Source organism: Streptomyces sp. NPDC090798 (assembly GCF_044768965.1).
Lineage (GTDB): Bacteria > Actinomycetota > Actinomycetes > Streptomycetales > Streptomycetaceae > Streptomyces.
Map to the genome: position 1 here is coordinate 35,909 of NZ_JBIVXA010000019.1, position 25,875 is coordinate 61,783.

The 25,875-nt window shown below is 70.8% G+C and carries 18 protein-coding genes; 14 read left to right on the forward strand and 4 right to left on the reverse strand.

Features of this window, described 5'->3' with window-relative positions; translation table 11 throughout:
• Positions 1-113: 113 nt before the first annotated feature.
• The 3 genes from ACIQTP_RS33375 to ACIQTP_RS33385 all read left to right on the forward strand — a co-directional run bounded on the left by ACIQTP_RS33375 (position 114) and on the right by ACIQTP_RS33385 (position 4,888).
• Positions 114-449 (forward strand): ANTAR domain-containing protein, encoded by a 336-nt coding sequence (locus ACIQTP_RS33375; protein WP_403407075.1) that lies wholly within the window; start codon positions 114-116, stop codon positions 447-449.
• A 1,040-nt stretch (positions 450-1,489) separates the two neighbouring features.
• Positions 1,490-3,550 carry a SpoIIE family protein phosphatase gene (locus ACIQTP_RS33380; protein WP_403407077.1) on the forward strand — a complete coding sequence of 687 codons (2,061 nt, stop codon included), beginning with the start codon at positions 1,490-1,492 and terminating at the stop codon, positions 3,548-3,550.
• 339 nt (positions 3,551-3,889) lie between these two features.
• Positions 3,890-4,888 (forward strand): helix-turn-helix domain-containing protein, encoded by a 999-nt coding sequence (locus ACIQTP_RS33385; protein ID WP_403407079.1) that lies wholly within the window; start codon positions 3,890-3,892, stop codon positions 4,886-4,888.
• Positions 4,889-4,981: 93 nt separating this feature from the next.
• On the opposite strand, the gene ACIQTP_RS33390 is transcribed toward ACIQTP_RS33385, so the two are convergent.
• Together ACIQTP_RS33390 and ACIQTP_RS33395 are read right to left on the reverse strand one after the other, a co-directional pair.
• On the reverse strand, positions 4,982-8,359 hold the full coding sequence (locus ACIQTP_RS33390) for a S8 family peptidase (RefSeq protein WP_403407081.1): 3,378 nt from the start codon (positions 8,357-8,359) through the stop codon (positions 4,982-4,984).
• A gap of 632 nt (positions 8,360-8,991) precedes the next feature.
• Positions 8,992-9,246 carry a Smr/MutS family protein gene (locus ACIQTP_RS33395; protein ID WP_403407083.1) on the reverse strand — a complete coding sequence of 85 codons (255 nt, stop codon included), beginning with the start codon at positions 9,244-9,246 and terminating at the stop codon, positions 8,992-8,994.
• Positions 9,247-9,395: 149 nt separating this feature from the next.
• Here ACIQTP_RS33395 and ACIQTP_RS33400 point away from each other — a divergent pair, with 149 nt between their 5' ends.
• From ACIQTP_RS33400 to ACIQTP_RS33415, 4 genes are all read left to right on the forward strand, one after another.
• Positions 9,396-9,635, forward strand: coding sequence for a hypothetical protein (locus ACIQTP_RS33400; RefSeq protein ID WP_403407085.1), 240 nt, complete (start codon positions 9,396-9,398; stop codon positions 9,633-9,635).
• Between the two features lie 308 nt (positions 9,636-9,943).
• Positions 9,944-11,902 (forward strand): SMI1/KNR4 family protein, encoded by a 1,959-nt coding sequence (locus ACIQTP_RS33405; protein ID WP_403407263.1) that lies wholly within the window; start codon positions 9,944-9,946, stop codon positions 11,900-11,902.
• A gap of 73 nt (positions 11,903-11,975) precedes the next feature.
• Positions 11,976-12,182, forward strand: coding sequence for a beta-propeller fold lactonase family protein (locus ACIQTP_RS33410; RefSeq protein ID WP_403407265.1), 207 nt, complete (start codon positions 11,976-11,978; stop codon positions 12,180-12,182).
• A gap of 155 nt (positions 12,183-12,337) precedes the next feature.
• On the forward strand, positions 12,338-13,558 hold the full coding sequence (locus ACIQTP_RS33415; protein WP_403407087.1) for a metallophosphoesterase: 1,221 nt from the start codon (positions 12,338-12,340) through the stop codon (positions 13,556-13,558).
• 335 nt (positions 13,559-13,893) lie between these two features.
• Here the strand turns inward: ACIQTP_RS33415 and ACIQTP_RS33420 are convergent, their stop codons facing one another.
• Together ACIQTP_RS33420 and ACIQTP_RS33425 are read right to left on the reverse strand one after the other, a co-directional pair.
• Positions 13,894-15,951 (reverse strand): WD40 repeat domain-containing protein, encoded by a 2,058-nt coding sequence (locus ACIQTP_RS33420; RefSeq protein WP_403407089.1) that lies wholly within the window; start codon positions 15,949-15,951, stop codon positions 13,894-13,896.
• A gap of 163 nt (positions 15,952-16,114) precedes the next feature.
• On the reverse strand, positions 16,115-16,762 hold the full coding sequence (locus tag ACIQTP_RS33425) for a hypothetical protein (RefSeq protein ID WP_403407091.1): 648 nt from the start codon (positions 16,760-16,762) through the stop codon (positions 16,115-16,117).
• Positions 16,763-17,391: 629 nt separating this feature from the next.
• Here ACIQTP_RS33425 and ACIQTP_RS33430 point away from each other — a divergent pair.
• From ACIQTP_RS33430 to ACIQTP_RS33460, 7 genes are all read left to right on the forward strand, one after another.
• On the forward strand, positions 17,392-18,624 hold the full coding sequence (locus tag ACIQTP_RS33430) for a Dyp-type peroxidase (RefSeq protein WP_403407093.1): 1,233 nt from the start codon (positions 17,392-17,394) through the stop codon (positions 18,622-18,624).
• Between the two features lie 88 nt (positions 18,625-18,712).
• The gene (locus ACIQTP_RS33435) at positions 18,713-19,762 is read left to right on the forward strand and encodes a cytochrome D1 domain-containing protein (RefSeq protein WP_403407095.1); all 1,050 of its coding nucleotides are present in this window, start codon (positions 18,713-18,715) and stop codon (positions 19,760-19,762) included.
• A gap of 618 nt (positions 19,763-20,380) precedes the next feature.
• Positions 20,381-20,989 carry a SigE family RNA polymerase sigma factor gene (locus tag ACIQTP_RS33440; RefSeq protein WP_403407097.1) on the forward strand — a complete coding sequence of 203 codons (609 nt, stop codon included), beginning with the start codon at positions 20,381-20,383 and terminating at the stop codon, positions 20,987-20,989.
• Entirely contained in the window at positions 20,986-21,687 is a 702-nt protein-coding gene (locus ACIQTP_RS33445; protein ID WP_403407099.1) for a hypothetical protein, read from the forward strand. Before ACIQTP_RS33440 ends, ACIQTP_RS33445 begins: the two co-directional genes overlap by 4 nt.
• The gene (locus ACIQTP_RS33450; RefSeq protein WP_403407101.1) at positions 21,684-23,579 is read left to right on the forward strand and encodes a transglycosylase domain-containing protein; all 1,896 of its coding nucleotides are present in this window, start codon (positions 21,684-21,686) and stop codon (positions 23,577-23,579) included. Before ACIQTP_RS33445 ends, ACIQTP_RS33450 begins: the two co-directional genes overlap by 4 nt.
• Complete coding sequence (locus tag ACIQTP_RS33455) at positions 23,576-23,797, forward strand: hypothetical protein (RefSeq protein ID WP_101399314.1); 222 nt, start codon at positions 23,576-23,578, stop codon at positions 23,795-23,797. Before ACIQTP_RS33450 ends, ACIQTP_RS33455 begins: the two co-directional genes overlap by 4 nt.
• A gap of 91 nt (positions 23,798-23,888) precedes the next feature.
• Complete coding sequence (locus tag ACIQTP_RS33460; protein ID WP_403407103.1) at positions 23,889-25,727, forward strand: alkyl/aryl-sulfatase; 1,839 nt, start codon at positions 23,889-23,891, stop codon at positions 25,725-25,727.
• Positions 25,728-25,875 lie beyond the last annotated feature (148 nt).

A 25,875-nucleotide genomic window follows, 5' to 3' on the forward strand; every position in this document is an offset into this window, starting at 1 on the left:
GACTGACACACCGCAGCGCCGGACCGCCTTTCGCAGCCGGCGTGACGGCGCCGAGTTCCCGGGCATGAGATGAATCGAACTGACGCCGGACTCCCGGTACCCCGGAGGCGACGTTGACGTCCGAAGCGGACACGACACTCCCCCAGCTCCCCGCACCCCCTGAGACCTCCATGGACACCGTGCTGCGACTGGAGGACGAAAACCTCCAGCTCAAGGAGGCAGTGCGCTCGCACGCCGTTGTCGATCAGGCCATCGGGGTCATCCTGGCAGTAGGACAACTGACTCCCGACGAGGGCTGGGACGTGCTGCGGAGCACCTCCCAGAACACCAACATCAAGCTGCGGCACGTGGCCGAACTCATCGTCGACTGGGCGCGAACAGGCCAGCTGCCCACCGAGATTCGCAGCCAGCTGGAGCGACAGCTCGGTCTCGGCGGACGCCGTGAGTGAACGCGAGTAGCTGCTCGTTTGCACCGTGCGGCGGTCCCGCTCGACTCACGCGGCCAGGAGGCGCCAAGCGGTGATCGTGACGCCAGGCGCTTCGGACCATGGACCACTCAAAGATGAGGAGAGCCATGTCCACCCACGCTCACGCCGCCGTAACCATCGGGCGCAGGGTCGGCAGCCCCGGCGATCTCGGCGACCCAGACGGTCCGGGGAACGTGGATGTGCGGGCCGGTGGCCTGCCCGCCCCCCCCCGGGCCGGGGCGGCCGGCCAGACGGCCGGGGAAGCGACCGCCGGGCAGCCTTGGCCGTAGCGGTTCGCCACGATGCTGGACGCCGGGAATCGGGTGGCGGGGCGCTCCAGCACGCTGAGCCTCCCCGCATCACAACCGGTAGGGGCCGAGCCGTCGTAGGCCGGGTTCGTCGGTTCTGTGCCCGCTTGCTCCCTCCGGCTGCCGGCCTTGAGCAACGTCTGCTCCCTCCGGCTGCCGGCCTTCAGCAACGTCGTTGACACCTGCGATCCGACCGCGGCGGCCCGGCGACGCCCGCTCGTTGTGTCCGGCCGCGCCTGGACATCACCGTGGCCGATGTCGCGCTCTTCGAACGAAGGCACGGTACCCGCTGCCGGGTGAGGCCGTCGTCCTCGGCGCCTGGGGCATGGCCCGCGCTGGTGGCGTACGGGGAGAGCCGGTGCGGTGGCGGTGGTCAGCCCACTGGAGGTTGAGGTGTTGCGCTGCTGCGGCCTCCGCCCCGCCGATCGTTCCGTTGTGTGTGGCCTGGTTTGTACCTGACCGCTGAGAACGAGACCCGGACCGGGGGCGGACTGTTTCGCCATCGCCCGCGCCGCCCACCCCTGGGCCCGGCAGGCCGAGCTTTGTGCCCCTCTGCTGGGCCTGGGCCTGAGGCGCGGCGAGCTGCTCGCGTCACCGTGCGGCCGCCCAGATCCGGGGGACCATGGAAGCACTGCGAGGTGCAGGGGACACAGGCCACAGCCTGAAACCGGTGCAGGGCGGCGTGTCACGCCGGCAGGCGGAAGGAGTGGTTGGATGAGGACAGCCACTCCCTTCGGTGCCGAGGGTGACCAGCCAGGTTCCGGGCCGAGACAGCCGCGTGAGTTGCTGGATCTGCTCAGTGTCGCGGCTGTGCTGCTGGATGCCGAGGGGCGGATCGTGTTGTGGAGCCCGCAGGCCGAGGAGCTGTTCGGCTACACCGCGCAGGAGGCGCTGGGCCAGTACGCGGCACGGCTGCTGGTCCATGAGCAGAACTTCGACCTGATGATCAAGCTGTTCGCAGAGGTCATGAGGACGGGCCAGGGATGGGCCGGCGCGTTCCCTGTCCAGCACAAGGACGGCAGAACCCGGCTGGTGGAGTTCCGCAACATGCGGCTGCTGGACGACCGGGGAGACTTCTATGCCCTGGGCATCGCCACCGACGAGGCGGCCCTGCGCCAGGTGGAACGGGACGTGGCCCTGTCCACGCGGCTGGTCTCGCAGTCCCCGATCGGGCTGGCCGTCCTGGACACCCACCTGCGGTACGTGGCCGTCAACCCGGCGCTGGCGCAGATCAACGGCGTCACCGCCGAAGACCACCTCGGGCGGCCCGTTCGCGAGGCCCTGCCCTTCCTGGAGGTCGACGCGATCGAGGCCGCGCTGCGGCATGTCCTCACGTCCGGAGAGCCCCTGATCGACCAGCAGAGCGTGGGGCGCACTCCCGCCGACCCCGAAAACGATCACGCCTGGTCAGTCTCCTACTACCGGCTCGATGGTCCCGGCGGGCGGGTACTCGGGGTGGCCATCGTGTTGGTCGATGTCACCGATCGCCACCGTGCCCGGCAGCGCTTGGCCCTGATCGCCGACGGCTCCGCCCGTATCGGCACCACCTTGGATGTGGAACAGACCGCCCGTGAGCTGGCCGACGTCGCCGTCCCCGAGCTCGCCGACGTGGCGGCGGTGGACGTCCTGGATTCCGTCCTGGACGACCGCCAGCCGACGGCACCCGGCGCCGGCCGGGCACTCTTCCGCGCCCTGGCCGTGAAAGCCGGGTACCCCACCGAGGCCGTCCGCGCCGCCGACCCTCCCGGCCACCTCGCCAGCTACGGCGCGGAGCGCCTGGCCACTCAATGCGTGCGGACCGGCCGCCCCATCCTGATACCCCATGTCGGCGAGCGGGACCTGGCCCGTATCGCCCGTGACGCCGAGGCCGCCGCCATCCTGGCCCGCGCCGGCGTCCACAGCTATCTCTTGACGCCCCTGATCGCGCGTGGCGAGGTGCTCGGCACCCTGGGCCTCACCCGCGCCCGCAACCCGCTGCCCTTCGACAACGACGACCTCACCCTGGCCGGTGAACTGGCCGATCGAACCGCGGTGTGCATCGACAATGCCCGTCTGTACCAAGGCGCACGCAACACCGCGGTCACCCTCCAGCGCAGCCTGCTGCCGGACCTCCCACCGCAGCAGGCGGGCCTGGAGATCGCCTCCCGATATCGGCCCGCCGGGACGACCATTGAAGTCGGTGGCGACTGGTTCGATGTCATACCCCTCGCGGAAGACAAGACCGCGCTGGTCGTCGGCGATGTGATGGGCAGCGGCATAAGCGCCGCCACCACCATGGGGCGCCTGCGCACCGCTACCTCCACCCTGGCCGACCTCGACCTCCCACCCACCGAGCTGCTGCACCACCTCGACAAGATCACCGCGGGCCTGGAGCAGTACGCCACCTGCGCCTACGCCATCTACGACCCGCGCCGCGCGCTGTGCCACATCGCTGTCGCTGGACACCTGCCCCCCGTGCTGATGCGCGCGGGTGAGCCCCCCGAACTGCTCGATCTGCCCACCGGCGCACCTCTCGGGGTCGGCGGTGTCGCCTTCGAGGTCACCACCATCGGCCTGGCCCCCGGCGACCAACTGGTCCTCTACACCGACGGCTTGGTCGAGACCCGCCACCACGCCATAGACGAGCGCCTGGACCTCCTCCTCCAACTGCTGCACAGCCCCGACCGAACCTCGGAAGAAACCTGCGACCGGCTCCTGGACACACTGCGCGATCCGGACGACCACGACGACGTCGCCATACTCATCGCCCGAGCCCGACCCTGGCCCCGGCCTTAGCTTGTCGTGCTGACAGAACCTCGGATATCGCCAGGCACCTGCGGGTGAGTGAGATCAGCGGTGGGGCAGGCTGACGGCGGTGCGTCTGCCCAGTGGCGCCGAACTGCCGCTGTACGAACCTCGCCACCCCGAGGCCCACAGTCTGTGACACTCGAGCGGCCCCGCCCGGGCTCCACCAGATGTGCTCACGGCACCGCCCCGTCACGGTGAACCAGATCTCCGGTGACAACCGTCGTAGGGCCTGGTCGCAGGGGCTGGTGGAATCATCCACCGGGCCGACCGCGTTCCCCCCACGGGAACGGGGGCGGAGGCGGCCCGGATGGTGAGAAAGGTGGCGACATGCTGGAGACGGTGGGCCTGACGGCCGACGAGAGCGAGGTGTACCGCCTTCTGGTCGCCACCGGGACGGCGTCCGCTCAGGACATCTCCGGCCGCTCGGACCTCGATGTCGTGAGCGCGCGGCTGCTGCTGCGCGCGCTGGAGCACAAGGGCCTGGCGTCGGTGGCCGAGGACAGTCCCGAATGGTTCACGGCCGTGCCGCCGCAGGTGGCCCTCATGCCCCGGCTCCAACGCCACTTCGACGCCCTGGAACAGACCCGGGCCGCCGTCCACGAACTGGCGGAGACACACCGCCGCAGCGCATGGGCCCGGAGCACGGGCGAGGCCGTCGAGATCATCACCGGTGCGGCGGCCCTGCGCCAGCATCTGCGCCAGCTCCAGCACGGCGCCGGCCGCGAGATGATGTGGTTCGTGAAGGCCCAGTACGTGGCCATGTCCCCGGAGAGCAATCAGGAGGAGTTCGACGCGCTGGACCGGGGCGTGCTCTACCGGGCCCTGTACGAGCAGGCGTACTTCGACGACCCCGACGCGGTGGACTACGTGGTCAAGGGCGTGTGCGCGGGAGAGGTCGCCCGGGCGGTGCCCCTGCTGCCGCTGCGGATGGCGATCGCCGACCGCTCGGTGGCCATCCTGCCGCTGGCCGCCTCGGGCACGTCCCGCACCCCCCGGGAACTGCAAGCCGCGGTGATCCGTGAGAGCAGCCTGCTGGACGCGCTCATCGCCCTGTTCGAACACCACTGGGAGATCGGTGCCCCGCTCCGGGTGACCGAGGAGGGCCAGATCGGCGGCGCCGGCACCACGGATGCCGCCTCGCCGGTCGGGGAGGACCGGCACCTGCTCTCCCTGATGGTCGCCGGCATGACGGACGAGGCGATAGCCGGACAGCTGCGGGTCAGCAAGCGCACCGTCCAGCGGCGCATCCAGGGCCTGATGAGCCTGGCGGGCGTCGCGACCCGTATGCAGCTGGGCTGGCACGCGGCCCGCCGCGACTGGCTCTGAGCACGGCGGACGCCGCAACGCACACGGACAGGGCCCACCGGAGGTGTCCGGCGGGCCCTGTCCGTATCCCTCCGTATTCACTCGCGGAGCCGGCTACTTGAGCAGGTAGCCCCTGATGACGGTCTCCTTGAAGGAGTTGCCAGCCGCGTCCTCGACGTGGACGCGCAGGCTGACCGAGCCGCCCGCGGCGCGGCGCGGGTGCTCCACGGTCACGGTGCGCTCCATGCCGGAGCCCTTGACCCGCACCGACTGCCAGGTCTTCCCCTCGTCGAAGGAGACCTCGGTGGTGAAGACGCGGATGGGCGACGCCGGGGCGCCGGCCGTCCGCTGGATCAGGACCGGGATGTCCAGCTTGCGGCCGGCCTCGGCCTGGTTCCACTCGTCCAGCTTCGGCGACATACGGACCGCGCACAGCGGGAGCGCCTGCCGGGTCGCCGTGGTCTGCGACCGGAACCGCCATTCCGCCCGCACACGCGTGGAGACGGAGCTGGGGGCCATGTCACGGTTGTGCTCGACCGTCAGACGGTAGTCGGCGGGGGTGGCGTCGGCCGGGACGTCGCTCATGCTCCAGTCCTGGGAGACCAGCTCGCCGTTGCGCCACAGCTTCACCTCGGGCAGGCCGGACGTGGTGTCGGCCACCAGGTCGAGGTTGCCGTTCGCGGCCGACTGGAAGGGCCGGTACATCGTGTCGCCCTCCCGGAAGGCGGCCATCTGGGACGAGAGGCCCACAGCCTGGATTCCGCCGTTCCAGCGCTCCTCGACCTGGGAGCCGGCCTTGTAGCCGTGCAGGTCGCTGAGGTAGCTCTGCCCGTGCGCGTTCGGGTCGAGGAAGCTGTTCTGGTCGAAGGCCGTCTGCCAGCGCAGGCCGGCGGCCGCCGAGAAGTAGTCGATACGCCGGGCCGGGACCGGGATCCCCTCCATCGCCCGTCCGCTGAAGCGGACATTGCCGACGTACGTCCACACGATGCGCGTGGCCGTGGTGCCGGGCGTGGTGGCGGCGAACGTGGTGTTCACCCTGGCCAGCTCCGACTTGCGGGGGTTGTAGGCGGGATCCGCCGGGATGCCGCCGTGCACCGGTCGCGTGAGGTAGTAGACCGAGGCGGGGTTCCCGTCCGCGCCGGCCGGGTCGCCCCAGACACTGGTGACGAGGTAGGTGAACTTCGAGTCCTTGTACTGGGCCGTCGGCACCGCGTACACGCCGTCGATGTGATCCGTGCCGATCGCGTTGTACATGGTGACCGAGAGAAGTTGGTCGGCCATGCTGATCGTGCCGATCTCGGCCGACATGATGCGCGCGGAGCGGCTCGGTGCCGACACCGTGACGGGCTTCGCCTTGCGGGCGTCGATGGTCACCTGCCGGTCGGCGCTCATCACGACCTTCGGCACGCCGACGATGGTGCCCTCGGTGAAGGAGGCGTCGAAGTAGAAGCCGTTCACCGAGTAGGTGTCCTTCGGCAGTCGCACCACCGTGCTGCTCTTGCCGAGCGCCTCGACTTCGTACGCCTTGCCGTCGGCCGAGTTGACCAGCAGGTAGGCGTTGTCGGGGGCGGCGCCCGTGCGGTTCTTCATGCCGATGCGCAGGTCGTAGGACGGCTGCTCGACGTCCATGCCGAACGGGACGCGCACCGACATCTGGTTGTCCGAAGTGCTCGCGGTCACCACACCGCTGTAGGCGGCGTACGTCGTGGTGGCTTCCGGGGTCGCGGTGAGGGTGACGGCCGCGGTTCCGTGCGCGGGCACGGTGACCGTGTCGGCGCTGAGCCGGAACACCCCGGCGGGAGCGGGCACGTCCTTCTTCCCGCTGCTCGGGTTGTCCCTCAGCTGAAGGGTGACCGGCGCGGCGCCCGGGTTGCGGTAGGTGATGGTCTTGGTCACCGGGGGACGCTTGCCGTCCGTCCAGCGGATCAGCCCGAAGTCCAGTGCGGTGGTGTCTGCGGTGACGTCCTGGTCGACCGCCCTGGCGACGTCGACCCGTCCGGCGCCCTGGAAGTAGGCGCCGTGCTCCTTGGCGCCGGTCGCCGACTGCATCAGCTGGCGCTTGACCTGCTCCGCCGTCCAGTCGGGGTGCTGCTGGAACAGGATGGCGGCGGCTCCGGTCACATGGGGCGTGGCCATGGACGTGCCGCTCATCGCGACATAGCCGTCGTCGGCGGTGGTGCCGCCCGCCCTCGCGGCGACGACGTTGACGCCGGGGGCGATGATGTCCGGCTTGAGGCCGGAGTCGCCCACCCGCGGGCCGACCGAGCTGAAGACGGCGAGGTCGTCGTCGTCCTCGGCCGCGCCGACGGCCAGCGCCCGGTCGTCGGAGGCGGGCGAGGAGACCTTGTCGGGACCGCTGTTGCCGGCCGCGGCCACGACCAGCGTGCCGTAGTCACGGGTCACGGTGTCGACCATGGCCTCGAGGGCGTCGGTCTGCGGTGTGTCCGTGTCGCCCAGGCTGAGGTTGATCACCTTGGCGCCGTGCTGGGCGGCCCAGGCCAGGCCCTCGACGATGTCGGAGTTGTCGCAGTTGCCGTCCGCGGTGCACACCTTGCCGGACAGGATCTGCACACCGGGCGCCACACCCTTGTAGCGGCCGTCGGAGGCCGCACCGGAACCGGCCACCGTGGAGGTCACGTGGGTGCCGTGACCGTTCAGGTCGTCGGTGTTCGGCTCGCTGGTGAAGTTCGCGGACTCGGTGACGAGGCCCTTGAGGTCCGGGTGGTTGGGGTCGTAACCGGTGTCGAGCACGGCGACCTTGACGCCGGTGCCGGTGTAGCCCTTCTCCCAGGCGTGCGGGGCCCCGATGCGCGGCACCGTCCTGTCGAGCTGGATCCTGGAGTGGCCGTCCAGCCAGACCCGGCGCACACCGGCTCCGAAGGAGGTGGCGTCCGCGCGGCCGGGGGCGATGCCCTTCCAGAACCCGGCGGCGTCCGCGCGGTGTTCGCCGAGGGTCGCGAAGGGTGTCCCTCCGATGGGGCGGACGGTGTCGGCACCGGCGGCGGTCAGCTGTCGCCGGGCGGTGCCCGCGTCCCCGGCGTACTCGACGATCAGCGGCAGGCTCGACCGCTGCGCGTACTTGCCCCGGACCAGGGCGGAGACGTTGAACAGCCCCTTGTCGAGGCGGCCCGCCGCGAGCAGCGGAAGCGTGTCGGCGGGTATGACCGTCCAGTCGCGACCGGACTGGCGCTTGATGAACGCGACTCGTTCGCGGCCCTTGCCGGGCTCGACCGACACACTCTGCTTGCCCGAGGTGTCCGTCTCCAGCGTGACGCGGTCACCGGTGATCAGGGTGAGCCGCTGCCGGGAGATGATCGGCGACCGGGCCGCGCCGGTCTGCGCGGCGACTTCCGTTCGCCCGGTGTGCGGGCCGAGGTCCTGAGCGGCGCCGGGGGCGGCGGTCAGACCGGCCACGAGCGCCACGAGGGCGGCGGCGGCCGCCGTATGCCGAGGCCGGGGAGGGCGGATCCCGCGGCGCCACCTGTTGTTCATGTCTCTCATGGGAGGACAGCGTGGTGCCGTCAAGTGCCGAGGTCAGCAGTTTGCCCTGTCCACCAGGCGTCAAGTCACCTTTACGCCAACCCCTATACTTCACAAAGAGGGCAAAGTGGCCAGGTTGGCGGCTCATGGACGAACCCAGCGAGCCGCTCCCCGGGTGGTGTCAAGCCGGCCGCCGAAGATCACGCACAATCTTCTCTTCCCGGCTCGACCGGAAGCCATTCGGCTGCCCTCGGCGGCCTGACGTGGGGAGTTCTCGCGGACAGCGGCACCGGCCGTCCTCCATGCTGCGAAGTGTCGAGCAACACTGCACGGAGGAACGGCCGCTGATGACGCGTCTTCCCGATGCCACCGACGGCGTCGAGGCGCTTGGGGTGCTGTCCCGCTTGCGGATGGAGCTCCATGACTGCCTGTACGCCCGCTCCCGACGCGCTCTTCGAGCTGACCGACGCGGGCACGGGGCGTTGTACGCCGCGCTGGACCGCGGCTGATACGAGCCCGCGCGGCCGCGCCGCGTGCAGAGCCGCCAGTGCGGGTGATCAGACTTCCGGGACACCGTACGGCGCCCCCCGGCGCCCCGAGCACCGCGGAGACGCCACAGCGGCGCCTGAAAGGCAGGAGAAGTCTCAGGGGCGTGGCGCGAAGTGGACCAGGATCCGGCCCGTGTTGGCCGTGTCGATCTCCACGCGGTCGTACAGCTTCCTGATGTGATTCTGGCCGAGGAACGCGAGGACGCGCCCCTTGAGCTGCCCAGTACCCTTTCCGTGAATGATCTGCACGACGGGCTCCCCCGTGCGTTTCGCCTGGAAGACGATCTGCCGCAGCGAGAGTTCGATGTCGCGGTTGTTCCGGAAGATCGGGTGCAAATCCAATGTCAGCAAGGTGCTACCTCCCGCTGCCGCCACCTGCGACGACCCGGTCCGAGTGTGTCATGCGACCCCCTGCAAGGACCCCGACCTGGGCAGGTCCGAACGGATCGCACCGAGTTCGGACCGAGTTCGGGGCGCTCGAAGACAACGCAGGCATACCGGTGCAGGACCTGACGCAACGCAACGTGACGTCGACCTGGAGCGCGGGCATGGAGTGCTGGACGGTGGACAACCAACACTTCTTGACCGTCGCGAACACATTGACGGGACGGCACAAGATGATCATGGTGGGCAAAAACCATGGCGGAGGAGGATGGATGACCGGCTGGTCGGTGGCCGGCGAGTTCGGGTCCATGGTCAAGGGCAACCCTTGGCACTGGTTCGTGGCCAGTACGGCTTGAACCGCGCCGGTCGGGCAGGTGGGCACCGTCACGGTGATCGTCTCGCACATGAACAACCGGTTTCTTCTGCCCTGGCGTCCCTGGTACCCACACACTCACATTGACCGCAGGCTCCGTCGTACGCCAGTCCGGCAGGACGCGCGAGAGCTGTTCGCCGCCCGGGACGCCGGACGGGCGAGCAGCAGATGCGCCTTGGGATCGCCTTCACCGACGTGGAGTTCGCCGACTTCTCCATCGACCGAACGAGGGCCCTGTCGGCCGCAGCAAGCAGCGGAGCACTGTCAGTGGTGAGTGGCAGCATCGAGCACATGACGGACACCACGGCATTCGACTGGCGGACCTTCCTCCTCAAGTGGAGCGGGGAGTGGGCGGATTCCCTGCCGGACGGCGAGACGCAGAGCGAGGACGACGAGACCGCGCGGCGGGAGTCGTGGCTGGGGTTCCCAGCCGCGTCGGAGCAGCGGATCGCAGCCTTGGAGGAGCGCCTCGGCCGGCGGATGCCGCCTTCGTACCGGGAGTTCCTCAAGGTCAGCGACGGGTGGCGGCACGCGGGCGGGTTCGTGTGGCTGCTGGCGGGGACCGATGACGCGCACTGGCACAACAATGAGTCAGGGCTCGCGGACATTTTCGAGGAGTACCTGGACGACGACGCCGGGCCCGAGGAGCGGCGGGAGGCGGACATCTGGCGGCGCGGGCTGCAGCTCGACGTCGAGTCCGACATCACCCACATCCTCATGGACCCCAAGGACGTCGATGAGGAAGGCGAGTGGGCCGTCTACTCATGGGCGAGCTGGCGAGCCGCGCCACCCGAGCGGCACGCGAACTTCCTTGAGTTCATGAGGGACATGTACCGGGAGTTCCACAGCCTGCGAGCGCACCGGAGCGAGGGGGAGCCCGTGTTCGCCAACGACACGACACGAAAGCTCGACGCCCAGGTGGAGGAGGCCCGGCTGGAGGCGCTGCGCGGCGACTGGGAGCGGGCCGAGAAGACGCTGGACGAGGCCAAGGAGTACGGCCGACCGCGGGCCGCCGGGCTGGGTGACCAGATACGCCGCCTGCTCGGACGGACCTACATGGTGTACTTCGACGGACTGGTGACGGACCCGCAGTACGCTCCCGAGCTGCTGCCACCTCTGGTCGCCGAGCACGCGGCGCACTCGTACCGGGACGACTCCACGCTGACGTTCCATCTGCGGGGCGCCGACGACGACCTGATGTCACTGGCTTACGCGACGCTGGATCAGGTGAGGAGCGGCACGTACCGGTACACGGCGGCCGGACCGTTCGGGGAAGCGGTCGAGCGGGCGCGGGAGCTGGCGCGGTGGGGAGTCACCGACGAGGCGTGGCGGACACTGGTAAATGCTCTGCCCCTGTGGGAGCCGCTGGGACCGGACCACCTGGCGCCTCTGGGGTGGGTGGCCGACCCCGTGCTCGGGCCGCTGCTGACTCCAGAGCGGGGCCGGGAGCTGCTGTCCACGCCGAGGGGCGGGCAGGCGGGTGAGACACCGAGCCCGACGGCCGGGCTCGACCCGAGCGACCTGGCGTGGCTCGCGGAACCGGACCCGGGCAACAACCGCACGTCCTACCGGTTCGTCCTGGTGGAGGGGGTCGAGCCGGAGGAGTTGCCCGGACGTCTCGCGGACGGGGACGGGGACGGCACCGTGCTGAACGAACCCATGACCCTCTGGGAGGCGCGCCACAGATCGCCGCACAACCAGAGGGAGTTCTCGTCCTACGACGACAGGGCTCTCATGGCGGTCGGCCGGACCGGCAACGGTTGGAGCTTCGCCTTCGACGGCGACCCCGCCCCGTTCGACCAGCGTCGGTTCGTCTCCCCGGCCGCGGCCGCCAGCGCGGGCACCCGTGCGGTGGTGGTGTGGAGCGGCCTGAGGACATGGCACGGGGAACCGTTCTTCCACCTTTCGGTGGCGCAAGACGGAGCCGAGCAGTACGCATTCACGTACGCGGACGGAGAGATCCGGCCAAGCGGGGAGATACCGCGGGCGCTGGACCCGAGCCGGTTCTTCAGTGATCTGGAGGACAGCGCCGGGGCGGAACGGTCGCTGCTGGAAGCGGTGGCCGGGGAGTTCGGTGCCTGTCTGCCGCGTCATGCCCTCGTGAACGGGCGGCTGCACACATTCACCACCCGTTCATGGACACGGCCGCCGAGGGACGGCGAGACGTACATGGTGATCCGCATGCACCGGCCCGCCGCGCGCCCGGCGGACGGCGAACGGGCGGGAGAGGACGGGCCGGGGAGCAGGTAGAGACCGGCCAGGCTGCGCATATTCTCAACACGGTGAGAGTCGAGAGCACGTAGTCCTGGGATGTCGGAGAAAGATCACCGGCTACCGGATCGACCGCCCGACCGGGATGCTCTCCGTCATCGGCCACAGCGGCCAGGGCGTGAGCGGTCCGACCAACTTCGTCATCGACCCCAGTGGACGATGGCTCTACGTCAACAACAGCACAGCCGGCAGCGTCGCCCCGTCCGCCGTCGGGCCCGAGACGGGCGAGCGACGCCCGCCGGCGGGGCCGGGGCCGTAGCAGTCGGCACCCCGGCCGCCGCAGCGGAGTCTTGCCGCCCGGCAAAGACCCCTTCGCTGCATGGGCTGCCCACCGTGAACACCCTGTCCGTCCGGCCCGAAGACGGCCGGATACAGTGCGCGCGACGGCAGCCCGGTTGCTCAAGGAGGGGAAGCGTGACCGACACCAGCGAAACCCGATCCGCCGACAGTGCAGCGCACGAGACCCAGCGGAGCCGACTGCAGCGCCTGATGCGCTACCTCCCTCTGATCGCCCCCGTCCTGCTGTGGACCGTGCCCTGCTGGCTGCTGCTGTACGCCGGCCAGCACTGGCCGCTCCCTGTCACTCTGGCCGGCACCGCCCTGTTCGCCCTCGGCCTGATCGGTATGCCGCTCGCGATGGTGCGCGGCCACGGCCGACGGCAGCAGGACTGGGCGGCGATCGTCGGGGACACCCTGCTGGGCACCATCTGGGTCCTGTTCACCTGGTCCGTTCTGCTGGGCGTCCTGCTGCGGCTCGCCCTGACCGTGAGTGGCGTCGGCGACGGCCAGGACCGGGCCCGGATCGTCACCTGGGCGGTCCTCGGCGCAGCCGCCGTGCTGCTCGCCTGGGGGTACGCCGAGGCCCGCCGGGTACCACGGGTACGCCGCCTGGACGTGCAACTTCCGCGCCTGGGGGCCGGGTTGGACGGCACGCGCGTCGTCCTCATCACCGACACCCACTACGGCCCGCTCGACCGCGCCCGCTGGTCGGCGCGGGTCTGCGAGACGGTGAACACTCTGCAGGCCGACCTGGTCTGCCACACCGGAGACATCGCGGACGGCACGGCCGAACGCCGCCGCGCCCAGGCCGCCCCACTCGGCACCGTGCAGGCCACCCGGGCCCGGGTCTACGTCACGGGCAACCACGAGTACTACAGCGAGGCCCAGGGCTGGGTCGACCTCATGGACGAGTTGGGCTGGGAGCCGCTGCGCAATCGCCATCTGCTGCTCGAACGCGGTGGTGACACCCTCGTGGTCGCCGGCGTGGACGACGTCACCGCCGAGTCCTCCGGCCTCGCCGGCCACCGCGCCCACCTCGCCGGAGCCCTGCACGGCGCCGACCCCGACCACCCCGTCCTGCTCCTGGCCCACCAGCCCAAGTTCGTCGACCGGGCGGCAGCCGACGGCGTCGACCTCCAACTCTCCGGCCACACCCACGGCGGCCAGATCTGGCCCTTCCACCACCTGGTCCGCATCGACCAGCCCGCCCTCGCCGGCCTCAGCCGCCACGGCACCCGCACCCTCCTCTACACCAGCCGCGGCACCGGCTTCTGGGGCCCGCCGTTCCGCGTCTTCGCCCCCAGCGAGATCACCCTGCTGGTGCTCCGCTCCCCGCAGCGGCCCCCCTCGCCGTAGCGCTGGGCGGGCCGGCAGTTCCGCCCGGAGATGCTGCCCCTCGACAGCCTCGCTCCGCTCACGCGACGGAGACCGTGCCGGACGACCGGGTCTCGGAAGTGACCCGGACGAGCACTGACGTGGCCCCCGCCAGCGACTCCTGGCCCGGCGCCGTGGGACGGCATCGTCGAGCCGGTGCGGCGCGGCTTGCCACCCCATGGCCGGACGAACCGCGCGGGCGCGCAATCCGTGAGGTGAGGTTCGGGCCACAGGCCGGCCTGCCGCACACACCGTGCAGGTTCCGTCCCGAGGCTCCGCGCGATGGGACGAGACGGGTTGGTTGCGGCTGCACGCGTTCACTGTCTGGTGAGCGGGAGACTGAGGACTCCGCGGTCGTGGCCGACGATCAGGTCCGGACCCGCGGTGGCCAGACAGGTGAGTGCCACATCCAGGGCGATGTGCCCCACCGCGCCGGTCTCCGGTTCCCATGCCCGCAGTCGGTGACCGTGATGGGTGCCGGTGACCAGGACCGTGCGTCCGCCGTGCAGGGTGGTGGCAGTGATGACCGGCAGGCCGGCGGTGCCTGTGCCGACGGGCAGACCGTCGCCGATCGGCGCACCGGTGGCAAGGTCCCACAGCATGACCACGCCGCGGTTGTCTCCCGTAGCCAGCAGGGTTCGGTCGGGTGTGGGGACAGCCGTCACAGCTGCCACACGGTGGTCGGCATCGGCGAGCGCACGCGCGCTCGGTTGCACGGCCGCGCCTGGTTCCCAGGGGTCGTCGACGGCTGGATCCCACACGTGAAGGCGGCCCGCGGTGTCCGAGGCCGCGATCAGCGTGTGGCCTGCGGAGATCGGGACGGCGGCGATCGACTGGATCGGACTGCCATAGGGGTTGAGGCGCCCGACGCACTGACCGGTGTCCGGATCCCACAGCCGGACCGCGCCTCGGGGGGTGGCGGTGACGAGCAGGGTGCGGCCGTCGGGGAGGGTCGCGGTACACATTCCGGTCACCCCGCCGGGCCAGTCGCCGGCCGGTTCGCGAACCGGCCGCCCGGTGACAGGGTTCCACAGGGCGATCGTCCCGCTGTCGCCTCCGCTCGCCAGAAGGACGCGGCCGTCGGGCAGGGGCAGGGCCGTCATCGAGCGGATACGGTCACGATGTCCTGGCAGCGGATCATGGACGAGTCGGCCGTCGGCCACGTCCCACAGGCACACCACGCCCCTGTCCCCTCCGCCGGCCACGAGCGTTGGCCGACCGGGACGGGACACCACCGTCAGTGAGTTGACACCCCCGAGTGAACCGGGCGCGGAATCCGAGAACACTGATATACGGCCCCAGGGCGTGCCGTCGGCCGCGAGCACCGCGTTCTCGTCCCGCCGGAACCGGGTCGCCGCTTCACCTGTTCGTCCGGCCGCCGCTGACTCCACCATGGCAGCCGACCCGTCAAAGACCACGGCAGCCGACCCGTCGGAGTCCGTCCACGCCTCCGTCGGATGGTGCTGGGGGCTCGCACCGTCCGGGTTCTCCGCCAGGCCGTCGGCGATCGTCCACGTCTGCTCGCAGTCCCAGCAGCGGAAGTATCCGGTGAGCGACATCAGTTGGCGGGCCAATTCCCTCGCGGCCCGTTGCGGGGTGCCCCTGACCGCGACCAGGCCGGCGACCAGGCACAGGACGGCCTGCCCTGGTGTTTCGGGGGGTATCCCTGCCACCGCGACTTCGCGTGCCACCCGAAGGAAGGTCTCCCACCCCTCCCCCAGCGCCTCCTCCGGCAATGCCGCGGCGACCTCGCCCCAGGGATGCCCTCCCTGCCGGACATGGGCGGGATCAGGCAGCCCCGGAGCCTCGAGAGGCGGACGCGCCGGGTCCGCGAAGAACTCGGGGATCTCGGTATCGCTCCCGCACCCGGGACACACCAGCAGGAGGCCACTTTCCTGGGGGTCGAGGAACCTCCCCAGCGCTTCGCCCGTGTGGTGGCCGGCGAAGGCCACACAGGAGAGCGCGAGGAGGGCGCAGACCTGCGCGGGAGTACCGGCGGTAAGGAGGCTTCGGGTGGCCGCCCGCTCGGCCAGACGCAGTGCGGCGCCGAACCCCGCCTCGAGATCGGCCGGGACGGGGGGCCTGTGATCGGCGGTCATGATGAATCCCATGTCCACCCAGAAGTCCACGGTCTGCCCCGGAGGCAAGGCCGCTGCCGCCTCCACGAGATGCGGCAGGGCCGCATAGGCTCCGTCGGAGACGATTCCATCGTCCAGCAGGCCGCCGGTCAGGTACGTCCAGGTCTGCCTCCATTCATCGCCGCTCCCGGTGGCGGCCTCGGAGGCCAACTGCTCCAGGAGTGCTTCCACCTCCTCGGCTTTCACACCGTCGAGGTCACGCCAACGAGGGCTGCGCAAGGGCAGCTTCGGAATCATGGAACGAGTCTCGCAGTCAGCGGTGACAGTCAGGGGCTTGGTGTCCGGCAGCCTTTTGCCCCCGGCAATGCGACCGGTGCGTGTGTCGAGATGCCGTGGCCTGGCAGACGAGGTGCGGACGAGGTGACGTGCGGCTCAGTTGGATGTCGTCCCTCGCCACGGATCAGCTCATCATCCGATCGGCGACCACTACCACTGAACGGGGCACGATCCGCTCCAGGACCGGCAGAACAGGGGCCCAGCCGCCGAGAACCACGGCCTGCGCAGCGAGCCTGCGGGCGTGGGACGGCTCGGACAGCTCCACGAGCGCGGCCAGTGCGCGGGCTCGTGTCGCGCGGCAGGCGATCGAGCGGATGAGGGTCTCGGCCCGGCCCGGATCGCCGCGCCGGGCCGTCTCCCGGGCGACCGCGACCAGCGCCCTGTCCTGTGCCCAGCGGTCGTTGATCGAGTGGGCGAGAGCCTCGGCCCGGCCCGGATCGCCGGAGCGGGCCAGCTCCCCGACGACCTCCGCCTGCCGCGCCACGGACAGATCGGGGTCGAGCCGGTCGGCGAGGGCCACGGCCCGCTCGACCTGCCCATGCCGGGCCAGCAGGAGTGTCACGGACCTCAGCAGAATGTCGTGATCACGGCCGTCGCCGGTCTCAAGCAGTGTCTCGGCCCGGTCGGCCAGGGCCAGGGCCACGTCCCGGTCGGCGGTTTCGGCGACCGCGTCCAGCACACATGCCATGTCCCAGGCGTCGAGCGGCGATCCGGGGGAGAACGGGCGAGCGGCGGCGAACGGTCCGGGGTCCGGGTCTCCCTCCAGGACCATGTCCTGGTCGGCGGCGCGAGAGCCATCCGCCAGTCGGTCAGGTACTGCATGGGAGTCTGGCCGAGGACATCGCGGAAGGTCCGTGCGAAGGCCGCGCGGGACAGGCCGCTGATCGCGGCGAGTTCGGGGACCGACCGGGGGTGGCCGGCGGTCTCGCGCATGCCCTGCAGCGGCGTTCAGCCGGGGATCCGCGGATGCCCGGTACCAACGGGGTGCGGTCGAGCCGCGGTGGAAGTCGTTGCGGATGGCCCGCACCGGGAGAACGCCGGGGAGCCGGTCCAGCGCGGTGGGCCGGCCGGGCTCGGGGTGAGCGATTCGGCCCCCAGCGCTCAAAGGGCCGCCGGCCGAGGCACGACGTCGGCGGTGAAGGTTCGGCAGCGCGACACCCATCCGAGTTGCACCACCACGCGTGTCCGATAAGTTCACTTTTGCGGACAGTCATGCAACTGTCGGTGCTCCAGGCGCCGGTGCGGCTGCCGTATGCGGTCATGCGCCCTTCGGCGCCGAGCCGGCTCAGGGAAACCACTCATGCCAGCGCCGTACGCCACCACCTGGTTCCTTACCCGAGGAGAACCATGACCGGGGAAGCAACTCCGAGATCAAACGCGGGGATCGGCGGAGGATGCCCAATGGGCGCCTTCGCTCGGCGGGCGCTCCTTCAGGGCGCGGCTGCGGGCCTGGCCACAGCCGCGGGCGGGACCGTCCTCGGCGACGGTGTGGCGCTCGCCGCCCCGGTGCGCAACGGTCAGGGGCGTGTGATTCCCCTGTACGGCCCTCACCAGGCCGGCATCCTCACTCCGCCCCAACAGAACGCGATTTTCCTCTCGTGCGACGTGACCGCCTCCGACCGTGCAGGGCTCACGGAGTTGTTCCGCACGCTGACTTCGCGGGCCCGCTTCCTCACGGCGGGCGGCAGGCCCCCGAAGGAGTCCCCGTCCTCTACGCCATCGGACAGCGGCATCCTGGGACCCACGGTCGTCTCGGACGGTCTCACCCTGACCGTCGGAGTGGGCGCATCCCTGTTCGACGACCGCTACGGGCTGAGCGGGCGCAAGCCGGTCCAGCTCGTGCCCATGAAGGCCTTCCTCCACGATGACCTGGATCCCGCCCTGAGTCAGGGGGACCTGCTGATCCAGATCTGTGCCGATCACCGCGACACGACGGTGCACGCACTGATCGACATCCTGACCCACACCAAGTCCGCGATGAAGCTGCGCTGGCGCATCGACGGTCAGCGCAACCCGGAACGCCCCGTGGGTGTCCGGCGTGACTGGTTCGGCTTCAAGGACGGCATCTCCAATCCGGACACCACCGACCCCGCGCAGATGAACCAGTGGGTCTGGGCCCAGCCGAAGTCCGGCGAACCGGACTGGGCCGCAGGCGGCACGTACCACGCGGTGCGTATCGTGCACTTCCACATCGAGGCGTGGCAGAAGGTGTCCGTCGCCGAGCAGGAGCGGATCTTCGGCCGCCGCAAGGCGAGCGGTGCTCCCATGTACGCCGTGGGCGAGAACGCCTCGGACGTCCTCGACCCCATCTACACCAATGACCCGCAGGGCCTGATCACCCCGCTGAACTGTCACATCCGCCGTGCCAATCCCCAGACCCCCGACACCGCGGCGACCAGCACCATCCTGCGCCGCAGTTACGACTACGACCGAAGCCCCAATGTGCCGGAACTCGACATGGGCCATGCGTTCGTCTGCTTCCAGCGAGAACTCGAGACCTACATCGCCATGCAGACCCGGCTGGAGGAAGAGGCGCTGGTGCCCTACATCACGCCGAAGGGCGGGGGCTACTTCTTCGCACTTCCTGGAGTCCGGGACGAGAAGGACTACTACGCCCGCGGGCTGTTGACCTGATCCCGCCCCCGACCCTTGTCACCCGGCGGCCGTCGGCACGATGCCGGCCGGTCCCGGACCAAGCCTTGTGATGCGCACAGGAGGCAAGATGTTCTCTGCCCTGCGGACCCGAGCCGGGAGCGGCCGCCGACGCCCCAGGACACTCCGACCCGCCCTCGCCGCGGCCATCGGCATCCTGTTGACCTCCTGCACCTCCGCCGGGTCGGCCGAAACGCCTGCCGCGGCCAGGATGCCCGCGCCCTCCGACGGCCCCGGCTCCAGCGGCCGCGTGTATGTCACCAACCAGCAGGACAACACGCTCTCGGTCATCGACGCCCACACCTACAAGGTCCTCGCCACCGTAAAGACCGGGACAGCACCCGAAGGTGTCGCGGTCACCCCGGACGGCGGAAACGTCTACATCGCCGAGAACGGTTCGGCCCAGGTAGCCGTGCTCGACACCCGCAACAACAAAATCACCACGACCGTGTCGGTGGAGAAGAGCCCCACGGGTGTCAGCGTCACGCCCGACGGCAGCTCGATTTACGTCGCCAACGGCGGCTCCAACACCGTCTCGGTGATCGACACCGGAACCAACCAGGTCACCGCGCGCATCCCGGTCGGCACATCCCCGGTGAACGTGGCCTTCAGCCATGACGGCAGTACCGCCTACGTCGCGAATTCCGGGTCGGGCACCCTGTCGGTCATCGACACCCGTACACGCCGGGTCACCGGGAACCTCCCTGCGGGGCGTTCTCCTGTGGGCGTCGCCGTCACCCCCGATGGCAAGTCGGCCTACGTCGCCGACGAGGTCGCAGCACGTGTTTTGGCCGTTGATACCCGCACCCGCAAGACGACTGAGGTGCCCGTCGGCGAAGGCCCCTTCGACGTGGCGATCGGGCCGGACGCCAGATCGGTCTACTCCGCCGTTCTCGGCCCGGGCAAGGTGTCCGTGATCGACACCGGCAGCAACCGCGTCTCGTCGGCCATCTCCGTGGGCCCTCCCGGCACGGACCCGTTCAACCTTGAGGTCACCAGCCACGGCATCTACGTCACGGAACAGGCCGCGGGCACCCTCACGGTCATCGACCCCAAGTCCCACAAGGTCCTCGCCACGGTCACCGTCGGCAACAGCCCCTACGGCGTGGCGGTGAGTTGAGCTCGTCCTGCCTGCCAAGCGCGGGTCGTGCGATCCGCAGGCCATGGGCGGTGCCGGTTTCCTCGCGTGGTGCGAGGCGGGCGGCCTGGCCTCGCGCTTTCACGTGGGGCAGCGTCCGAGGTGTGATCGAAAATGAGAGCAGCGCTCCTGACCTGCAACGACAGGGCTTGTCGAAGGTCTCGACCAGCAAGCACACGGCGAGTGGAAGGACGTAGGGCAGTGCCACCTGCTGTGAAGGGAGAGTGCGCAGATCCACCGCACTGAGTTCGCCCAGGGGCGCACGCCGTACCGAGGACCGCCCTGCTTTGCCCACTGCCGATGCGGCATGTGCGCGCACGGTGGGCGGAGCGATGTCGGCGTGGGGGCCGTTGCGGTAACGGCACGACGATGCCGTCGACGATCCCTGTCGATTCCCCGTCCGGGCGGCATCGGTGAGGCGCCCTGTCGAGTCGCGGTGGGGGGGGGGGGGGGGGGGGCCCCCCCCCCCCCCCCCCCCCCCGGGGGGCGGGGGGGGGGGGGGGGGGGGGGGGGGGGGGGGGGGGGGGGCCGCGCCCCCCCCCCCCCCCCCCCCCCCCCGCCCCCACCCCCCACGTACCCGACTCCGAGGGACCGCAGGCCGTGCCTCACACCACCTCCCCCACCTCCTCCGACGCCGCCCATGACGTTTCCCCCGCCAGGAACGGCGAGTTCGCCCCGTACGCCACCGCGGTCTGGCCCCGTCTGGTCCGCACCGCGCACCTGCTCACCGGCGACCTCCACGAGGCCGAGGATCTCGTCCGGACCACGCTGGCCCGGGTCCGTTCCCGCTGGCGGCGCATCCCGCGCGACGACGTCGACTTCTACGTACGGCGCTCGCTGGTCGGAACCCACCTCCGCCGGACGCGCAGGGGACGCGCCGCCCGTCTGCTGACGCCGTTCCTGCCCGAGCGGGCGCGCCGGGCCGTACCCGTTCCCGCGGCGGCCGTCGGCCGGCGGGACGCGCTCGGCCGGGCGCTGGCCGCGCTGCCCGCGCGGCGGCGGGCCGTGGTGGTGCTGCGCCACTGGGAGGGACTGGGCGAGGCCGAGATCGCGCAGCTGCTCGGCTGCTCGGCCGGCACGGTCAAGGCGCATACCCGGCGCGGTCTTGCGGCCCTGCGCGCCCATCCCTCCCTCGCCGTGCGCCTCGCCGCCCCCTGCGCCGCCCCGTCCCCCGCCCGCCGACACCCCGTCTCCGGAGCCCGCTCATGAAACGTCACCGCAAGTTCCCGCGCCCGTCGGCCGAGTCCGGCCGGCTGCGCGAGGTGTTCGCCGAAGCCGCCTACGACGTCACCCCCTCGGCCGTGCCGCTGGCCGCCATCGAGCGCGCGGGCCGGCAGCGCAGGCGGCGCCGCAGGGCCGCGGTGGCGGGGTCCGCGTGCGCGCTGCTCGTGGTCCCGCTGGCCGTGGTCGCCCTGCGCGAGGCCGTGTCCCCGGAATCGGGCGACGAGCGGGTGACGTCCCCCTCCGGTCTGCCCATGGCCACGGTGCGGGTCGTGACCGCCGGCGAACGGGTCGAGGTCGCGCACGGCATCAAGATCTGGCTCACCGAGGACGGCGCGCACTGGTCCTCGCCCGCCGGCTCGGGGCCACGGTTCAGCAGCGTGAAGGACGGCGCCGACGAGCCCGGCGTCAGTGTCCGGCAGGAGGGCGCGGGCGACCTGGGGTACTTCCTCTCCGGCATCTACCGCGGCAGGGGCGAGGCGGCGCGGGTCGAGATAGAAACCACCGCGGGCCAGGTCGCGGGCACGGCCCTCACCCTCGCGGGCGGACCGCACTGGGGAGTCTGGTACGCGATGGTGAGCACACCGAAGTCGGTCGCCCCCGACAGGTCCGTCGATGTGACCAGGAGAGTCACGGTGTACGACTCGGCGGGCGGGGTGACAGCGAGCACGGGGACCGGCCGGTGAACGCCGTGGACGTGGACACGGGCGGAGGCGTCGGCGGCACCGGCGTCGCTGTGACCGCCGAGGACCACGGCAGCGGCGGCAGCCCCGGCCGCGGGTCCGGGAACGGGCGCCACAGCGCCGGTGGGCGCGGCCGGCTCATGGCGGGCCTGCGACGCAGGCTCGTCAAGCGGCGGATCCGTATCCGTCGCACCCGGGGGCGCCGGCTGCGCCGCGCGCTCGTCGTGCTGCTCGCGCTCCTCGCGAACCTCGTCGGCGCGGCCGTGGTGGCGTACCACCTGACGAAGATCCCCGAGCCGCACCCGGAGACGGCCATGCAGAGCACGGTCTTCGTCGACGACCACGGCGACTACCTGGGCCGGCGCGGCCCCGTGGACCGGCAGGAGATCCCGCTCTCGCAGGTCCCCCGCTATGTGCAGGAGGCGGTGATCGCGGCGGAGAACCGGTCCTTCCGCACGGACACCGGGATCTCCCCGAAGGCGATCGCCCGGGCCGCCTGGTCGACGGTGAGCGGCGGCGGCCGGCAGGGCGGCTCCACGATCACCCAGCAGTACGTGAAGAACGCGCTGCTCAGCCCGCAGCAGTCGCTGTCCCGCAAGGCGCGCGAGGCCCTGATCTCGATCAAGCTTGACCGCACCCGTTCGAAGGACGAGATCCTGCGGGGCTACCTCAACACGGTGTACTTCGGCCGGGGCGCGGCCGGCATCCAGTCCGCCGCCCGGAACTACTTCGGCGTCGACGCCAAGGACCTCACGGTGAGCCAGGGCGCGGCGCTCGCGTCCGTCATCAACATTCCCTCGTACTACGAGAAGGCCGGCTCCGACCCGAAGGTGACGGCCAAGCTGGTGGACCGCTGGGAGTGGGTGCTGGACGCGATGGCGCACAGCGGCGCGATCACGTCCGCGCAGCGGGCCGCGGCCCGTTTCCCGGCCTTCCGTTTCTATCCGCCGGGCGACACGGACGGCCAGCGCCAGTACCTCATCGACGCGGCCGCCTCGGAGGCCGCCGACCGGCTCGGCATCACCGAGGACCAGCTCGCCCGCGGTGGCTACACGGTCCGTACGACGTTCGACCTGACGGCGCAGGACGCGACGGCGGAGCTGGCGGCCGACGGCGCCGACAAGAAGACCGGGGAGAAGACCGGAGAGAGGACGGCCGAGGAGAAAGCGGCCGAGGAGAAGGCAGGGGGAGGAAAGAGGGCCGAGGTGAAGACGACCGGGGACGTCCGGGTCCACACGGCCGTGGTCGCGCTGGTCCCCGGCGACGGCGCGGTCCGCGTGCTGTACGGCGGGGCGGACTACGCCGGTCAGCCCTTCAACGACGCGCGGGACGGAGCCGTGGAGGCGGGCACCGCGCTCGAGCCGTTCTCCGGCATGCGGCTGCTCGCCCCCCTCACGGACCTCACCCGCACCGCGGCCCCGACCCCGCTCCGGCTCGCCTCCGCGTACGCCACGGCGGCGGCGCACGGCGTCTACGCCACGCCGTACACGGTTGCGAAGATCACCCGCGCGGGCCGCACCCTCTACGAGGCCCGCCCCCGCACCCGTACGGCCATGACACGCGCCGACGCGGGGATGATCACCAAGCTCCTGTACAGCGGGGCCGACGCTCTCCCGGCCATCCACACCGGCGCCGCGGGCCTGCGCACGCTCTGGCAGACGGCCTACGACGAACACCTCACCCTCACCGTTGCTCTCTTCGCGGAACACCCGGCCAAGGGCAAGAAGGCGGCGCTGCCCGCGCCCCTCCCGTACACGGCGGGGAACCGTTCACTGTCCGTCTCCGAAGGCGTCTGGTCCAAGATCGTCGGCAGCGCCGAAGGCCACGATCCGGCTGCGGAACCAAATCCGGGGCTTCCAACGGGCCAAACAAAGCCCATACTGGCTACACGATGACGAAACCCTCCGCGCCCCGGCGCCACCTGCCCACCAGCCCCTTCGCCGCCCCGGTCGTCCCCGTGGCCAAGGAATTCAGCCTCGGAGACCGGGTCTCCCACGACCAGTTCGGCCTGGGCACGATCATCGGCGTCGAAGAGGGCATCGCCATGCTCGTCGACTTCGGTTCCCGCCAGGCCCGCATCCTCAGCCCCTACACCCGGATGGACCGGCTCTGACGCACGTCACGAGCCCACACCTCGCGACCGCGTACGTCACGAACGGCCCACTCCACTAGCCGCTCACCGCTCGTCGGCAGAGGCTGGACGTATGACCGTCCCGGCGCGTGATGACCTTCCCTTCGACGATCTCACGGACTTCGAGAACGCCGATCGGGGGTTCATCGCGGCGTTGGACCCGCCCGTGATCACCGACAGCGAGGCACAGATCGTCTACGACGGGAACGCGTACGCGTTCCTGGACGAGGAGTGCCCCGACACCGCGCACCCCAGCCTGTGGCGGCAGTCACAGCTGTGCGCGCGCCACGGCCTGTACGAGGTCACCGAGGGTGTGTACCAGGTGCGCGGCCTCGATCTCTCGAACATGACCCTCGTCGAGGGCAAGCACGGTGTGATCGTGATCGACCCGCTGATCTCGGCGGAGTGCGCCGCGGCGGCCCTCGGGCTCTACCACGAGCACCGGGGCGCACGTCCCGTGACCGGGCTCATCTACACCCATTCCCACGTCGACCACTTCGGCGGCGCCCGCGGGGTGGTGGCGCACGGCAGCGAGCGCGGGCTGCCCGTCCTCGCGCCCGAGGGATTCCTGAAGCACGCGGTCAGCGAGAGCGTCTTCGCGGGCAACGCGATGCTGCGCCGGTCGGCGTTCATGTACGGCTCCCGGCTGCCGAGGGCGCCGCGCGGCCAGATCGGTACCGGGCTCGGCACCATCACCTCCACCGGCACCGTCACACTCATCGCCCCGAACGTGGACATCACCCGGACGGGGCAGGAGGAGACCGTCGACGGTGTGCGGTTCGTCTTTCAGCTCACGCCCGGGACCGAGGCGCCCGCCGAGATGAACTTCCTGCTCCCCGAGCAGCGCGCCCTGTGCGTGGCCGAGAACGCCAGCCACACCCTGCACAACGTGCTCACGCTGCGCGGGGCCCCGGTCCGCGACGCGCACGTGTGGGCCCGCTATCTCGACGAGACGATCGACGTGTTCGGTGACACCTACGACGTGGCCTTCGCCTCCCACCACTGGCCGATCTGGGGCCGGGCGAACGTCGTCAGGTTCCTCGGCGAACAGCGGGACCTGTACGCCTACCTGCACGACCAGACCCTGCGCATGCTCAACCGGGGCCTGACCGGCACCGAGATCGCCGAGGAACTGCTGCTGCCGCCCGCTCTGGAGAACGCCTGGCACGCCCGCGGCTACTACGGCTCGGTCAGCCACAACGTCAAGGCCGTCTACCAGCGGTACATGGGCTGGTACGACGGCAACCCCGCCCACCTCTGGGAGCATCCGCCGGTCGAACTCGGGCGGCGGTACGTGGATGTGGCGGGCGGCCAGGCGCAGACCCTGGTCAAGGCACGGGCGTACATCGACGCCGGCGACCTGCGGTTCGCCGCCACCCTCCTCAACCACCTGGTGTTCGCCGACCCGTCGAACAACGCCGCGAAGGACACCCTCGCGGGCGTCTACGAACGGCTCGGGTACGGCGCGGAGAACGGGACCTGGCGCAACGCCTACCTCACGGCCGCCCTGGAGCTGCGCGCGGGCACCGCCGACATCCCCGTCGACACCACGAGCCCCGAACTGACGTCCGCGCTCACCGTGAGCATGCTCCTCGACTCGCTCGCCGTCCGTATCGAGGGCCCCCGCGCCTGGAACGAACACCTCACCCTCGACCTCGTCGTCATCGACGAGCAGCGCCGCCACCGCGTCAACCTCCACAACGGCGCCCTCACCCACCGCGCCATGCCGGTCCACCACACCCCTAAGCCGCACGCGGACCTGACCCTGACCCTCACCCGCCCGGAACTGCTCGGGGTCGTGACGGGCCGGGGCCTCGCGGGCATCGAGTCGGACGGCGACACCACCGTGCTGGACCGGCTGCTGTCGTACGTCTCCGAGCCGGACAAGGCGTTCCCGATCGTGACACCGTAAAGGCCCTCGGAGGGCGTACGGGGGAAAACCGTTCGACAGATCCGGCTCCCCCGATGAGGATCCGCGCTGTGACAGACAACGCAGCAAAAGACAACGTCGAGCGCCCCGCCCCGGTCCTGCCCACCAGCCCGAAGTCGGTGCGGTTCGT

What these genes read in the sequence shown, in the direction of transcription:
- ACIQTP_RS33380 (WP_403407077.1), top strand. Translation starts at nt 1,490, where the DNA reads ATGAGGACAGCCACTCCCTTCGGTGCCGAGGGTGACCAGCCAGGTTCC.
- ACIQTP_RS33385 (WP_403407079.1), top strand. Translation starts at nt 3,890, where the DNA reads ATGCTGGAGACGGTGGGCCTGACGGCCGACGAGAGCGAGGTGTACCGC.
- ACIQTP_RS33390 (WP_403407081.1), bottom strand. Translation starts at nt 8,359, where the DNA reads ATGAACAACAGGTGGCGCCGCGGGATCCGCCCTCCCCGGCCTCGGCAT.
- ACIQTP_RS33405 (WP_403407263.1), top strand. Translation starts at nt 9,944, where the DNA reads ATGACGGACACCACGGCATTCGACTGGCGGACCTTCCTCCTCAAGTGG.
- ACIQTP_RS33420 (WP_403407089.1), bottom strand. Translation starts at nt 15,951, where the DNA reads ATGATTCCGAAGCTGCCCTTGCGCAGCCCTCGTTGGCGTGACCTCGAC.
- ACIQTP_RS33425 (WP_403407091.1), bottom strand. Translation starts at nt 16,762, where the DNA reads ATGGTCCTGGAGGGAGACCCGGACCCCGGACCGTTCGCCGCCGCTCGC.
- ACIQTP_RS33430 (WP_403407093.1), top strand. Translation starts at nt 17,392, where the DNA reads ATGGGCGCCTTCGCTCGGCGGGCGCTCCTTCAGGGCGCGGCTGCGGGC.
- ACIQTP_RS33435 (WP_403407095.1), top strand. Translation starts at nt 18,713, where the DNA reads ATGTTCTCTGCCCTGCGGACCCGAGCCGGGAGCGGCCGCCGACGCCCC.
- ACIQTP_RS33445 (WP_403407099.1), top strand. Translation starts at nt 20,986, where the DNA reads ATGAAACGTCACCGCAAGTTCCCGCGCCCGTCGGCCGAGTCCGGCCGG.
- ACIQTP_RS33455 (WP_101399314.1), top strand. Translation starts at nt 23,576, where the DNA reads ATGACGAAACCCTCCGCGCCCCGGCGCCACCTGCCCACCAGCCCCTTC.
- ACIQTP_RS33460 (WP_403407103.1), top strand. Translation starts at nt 23,889, where the DNA reads ATGACCGTCCCGGCGCGTGATGACCTTCCCTTCGACGATCTCACGGAC.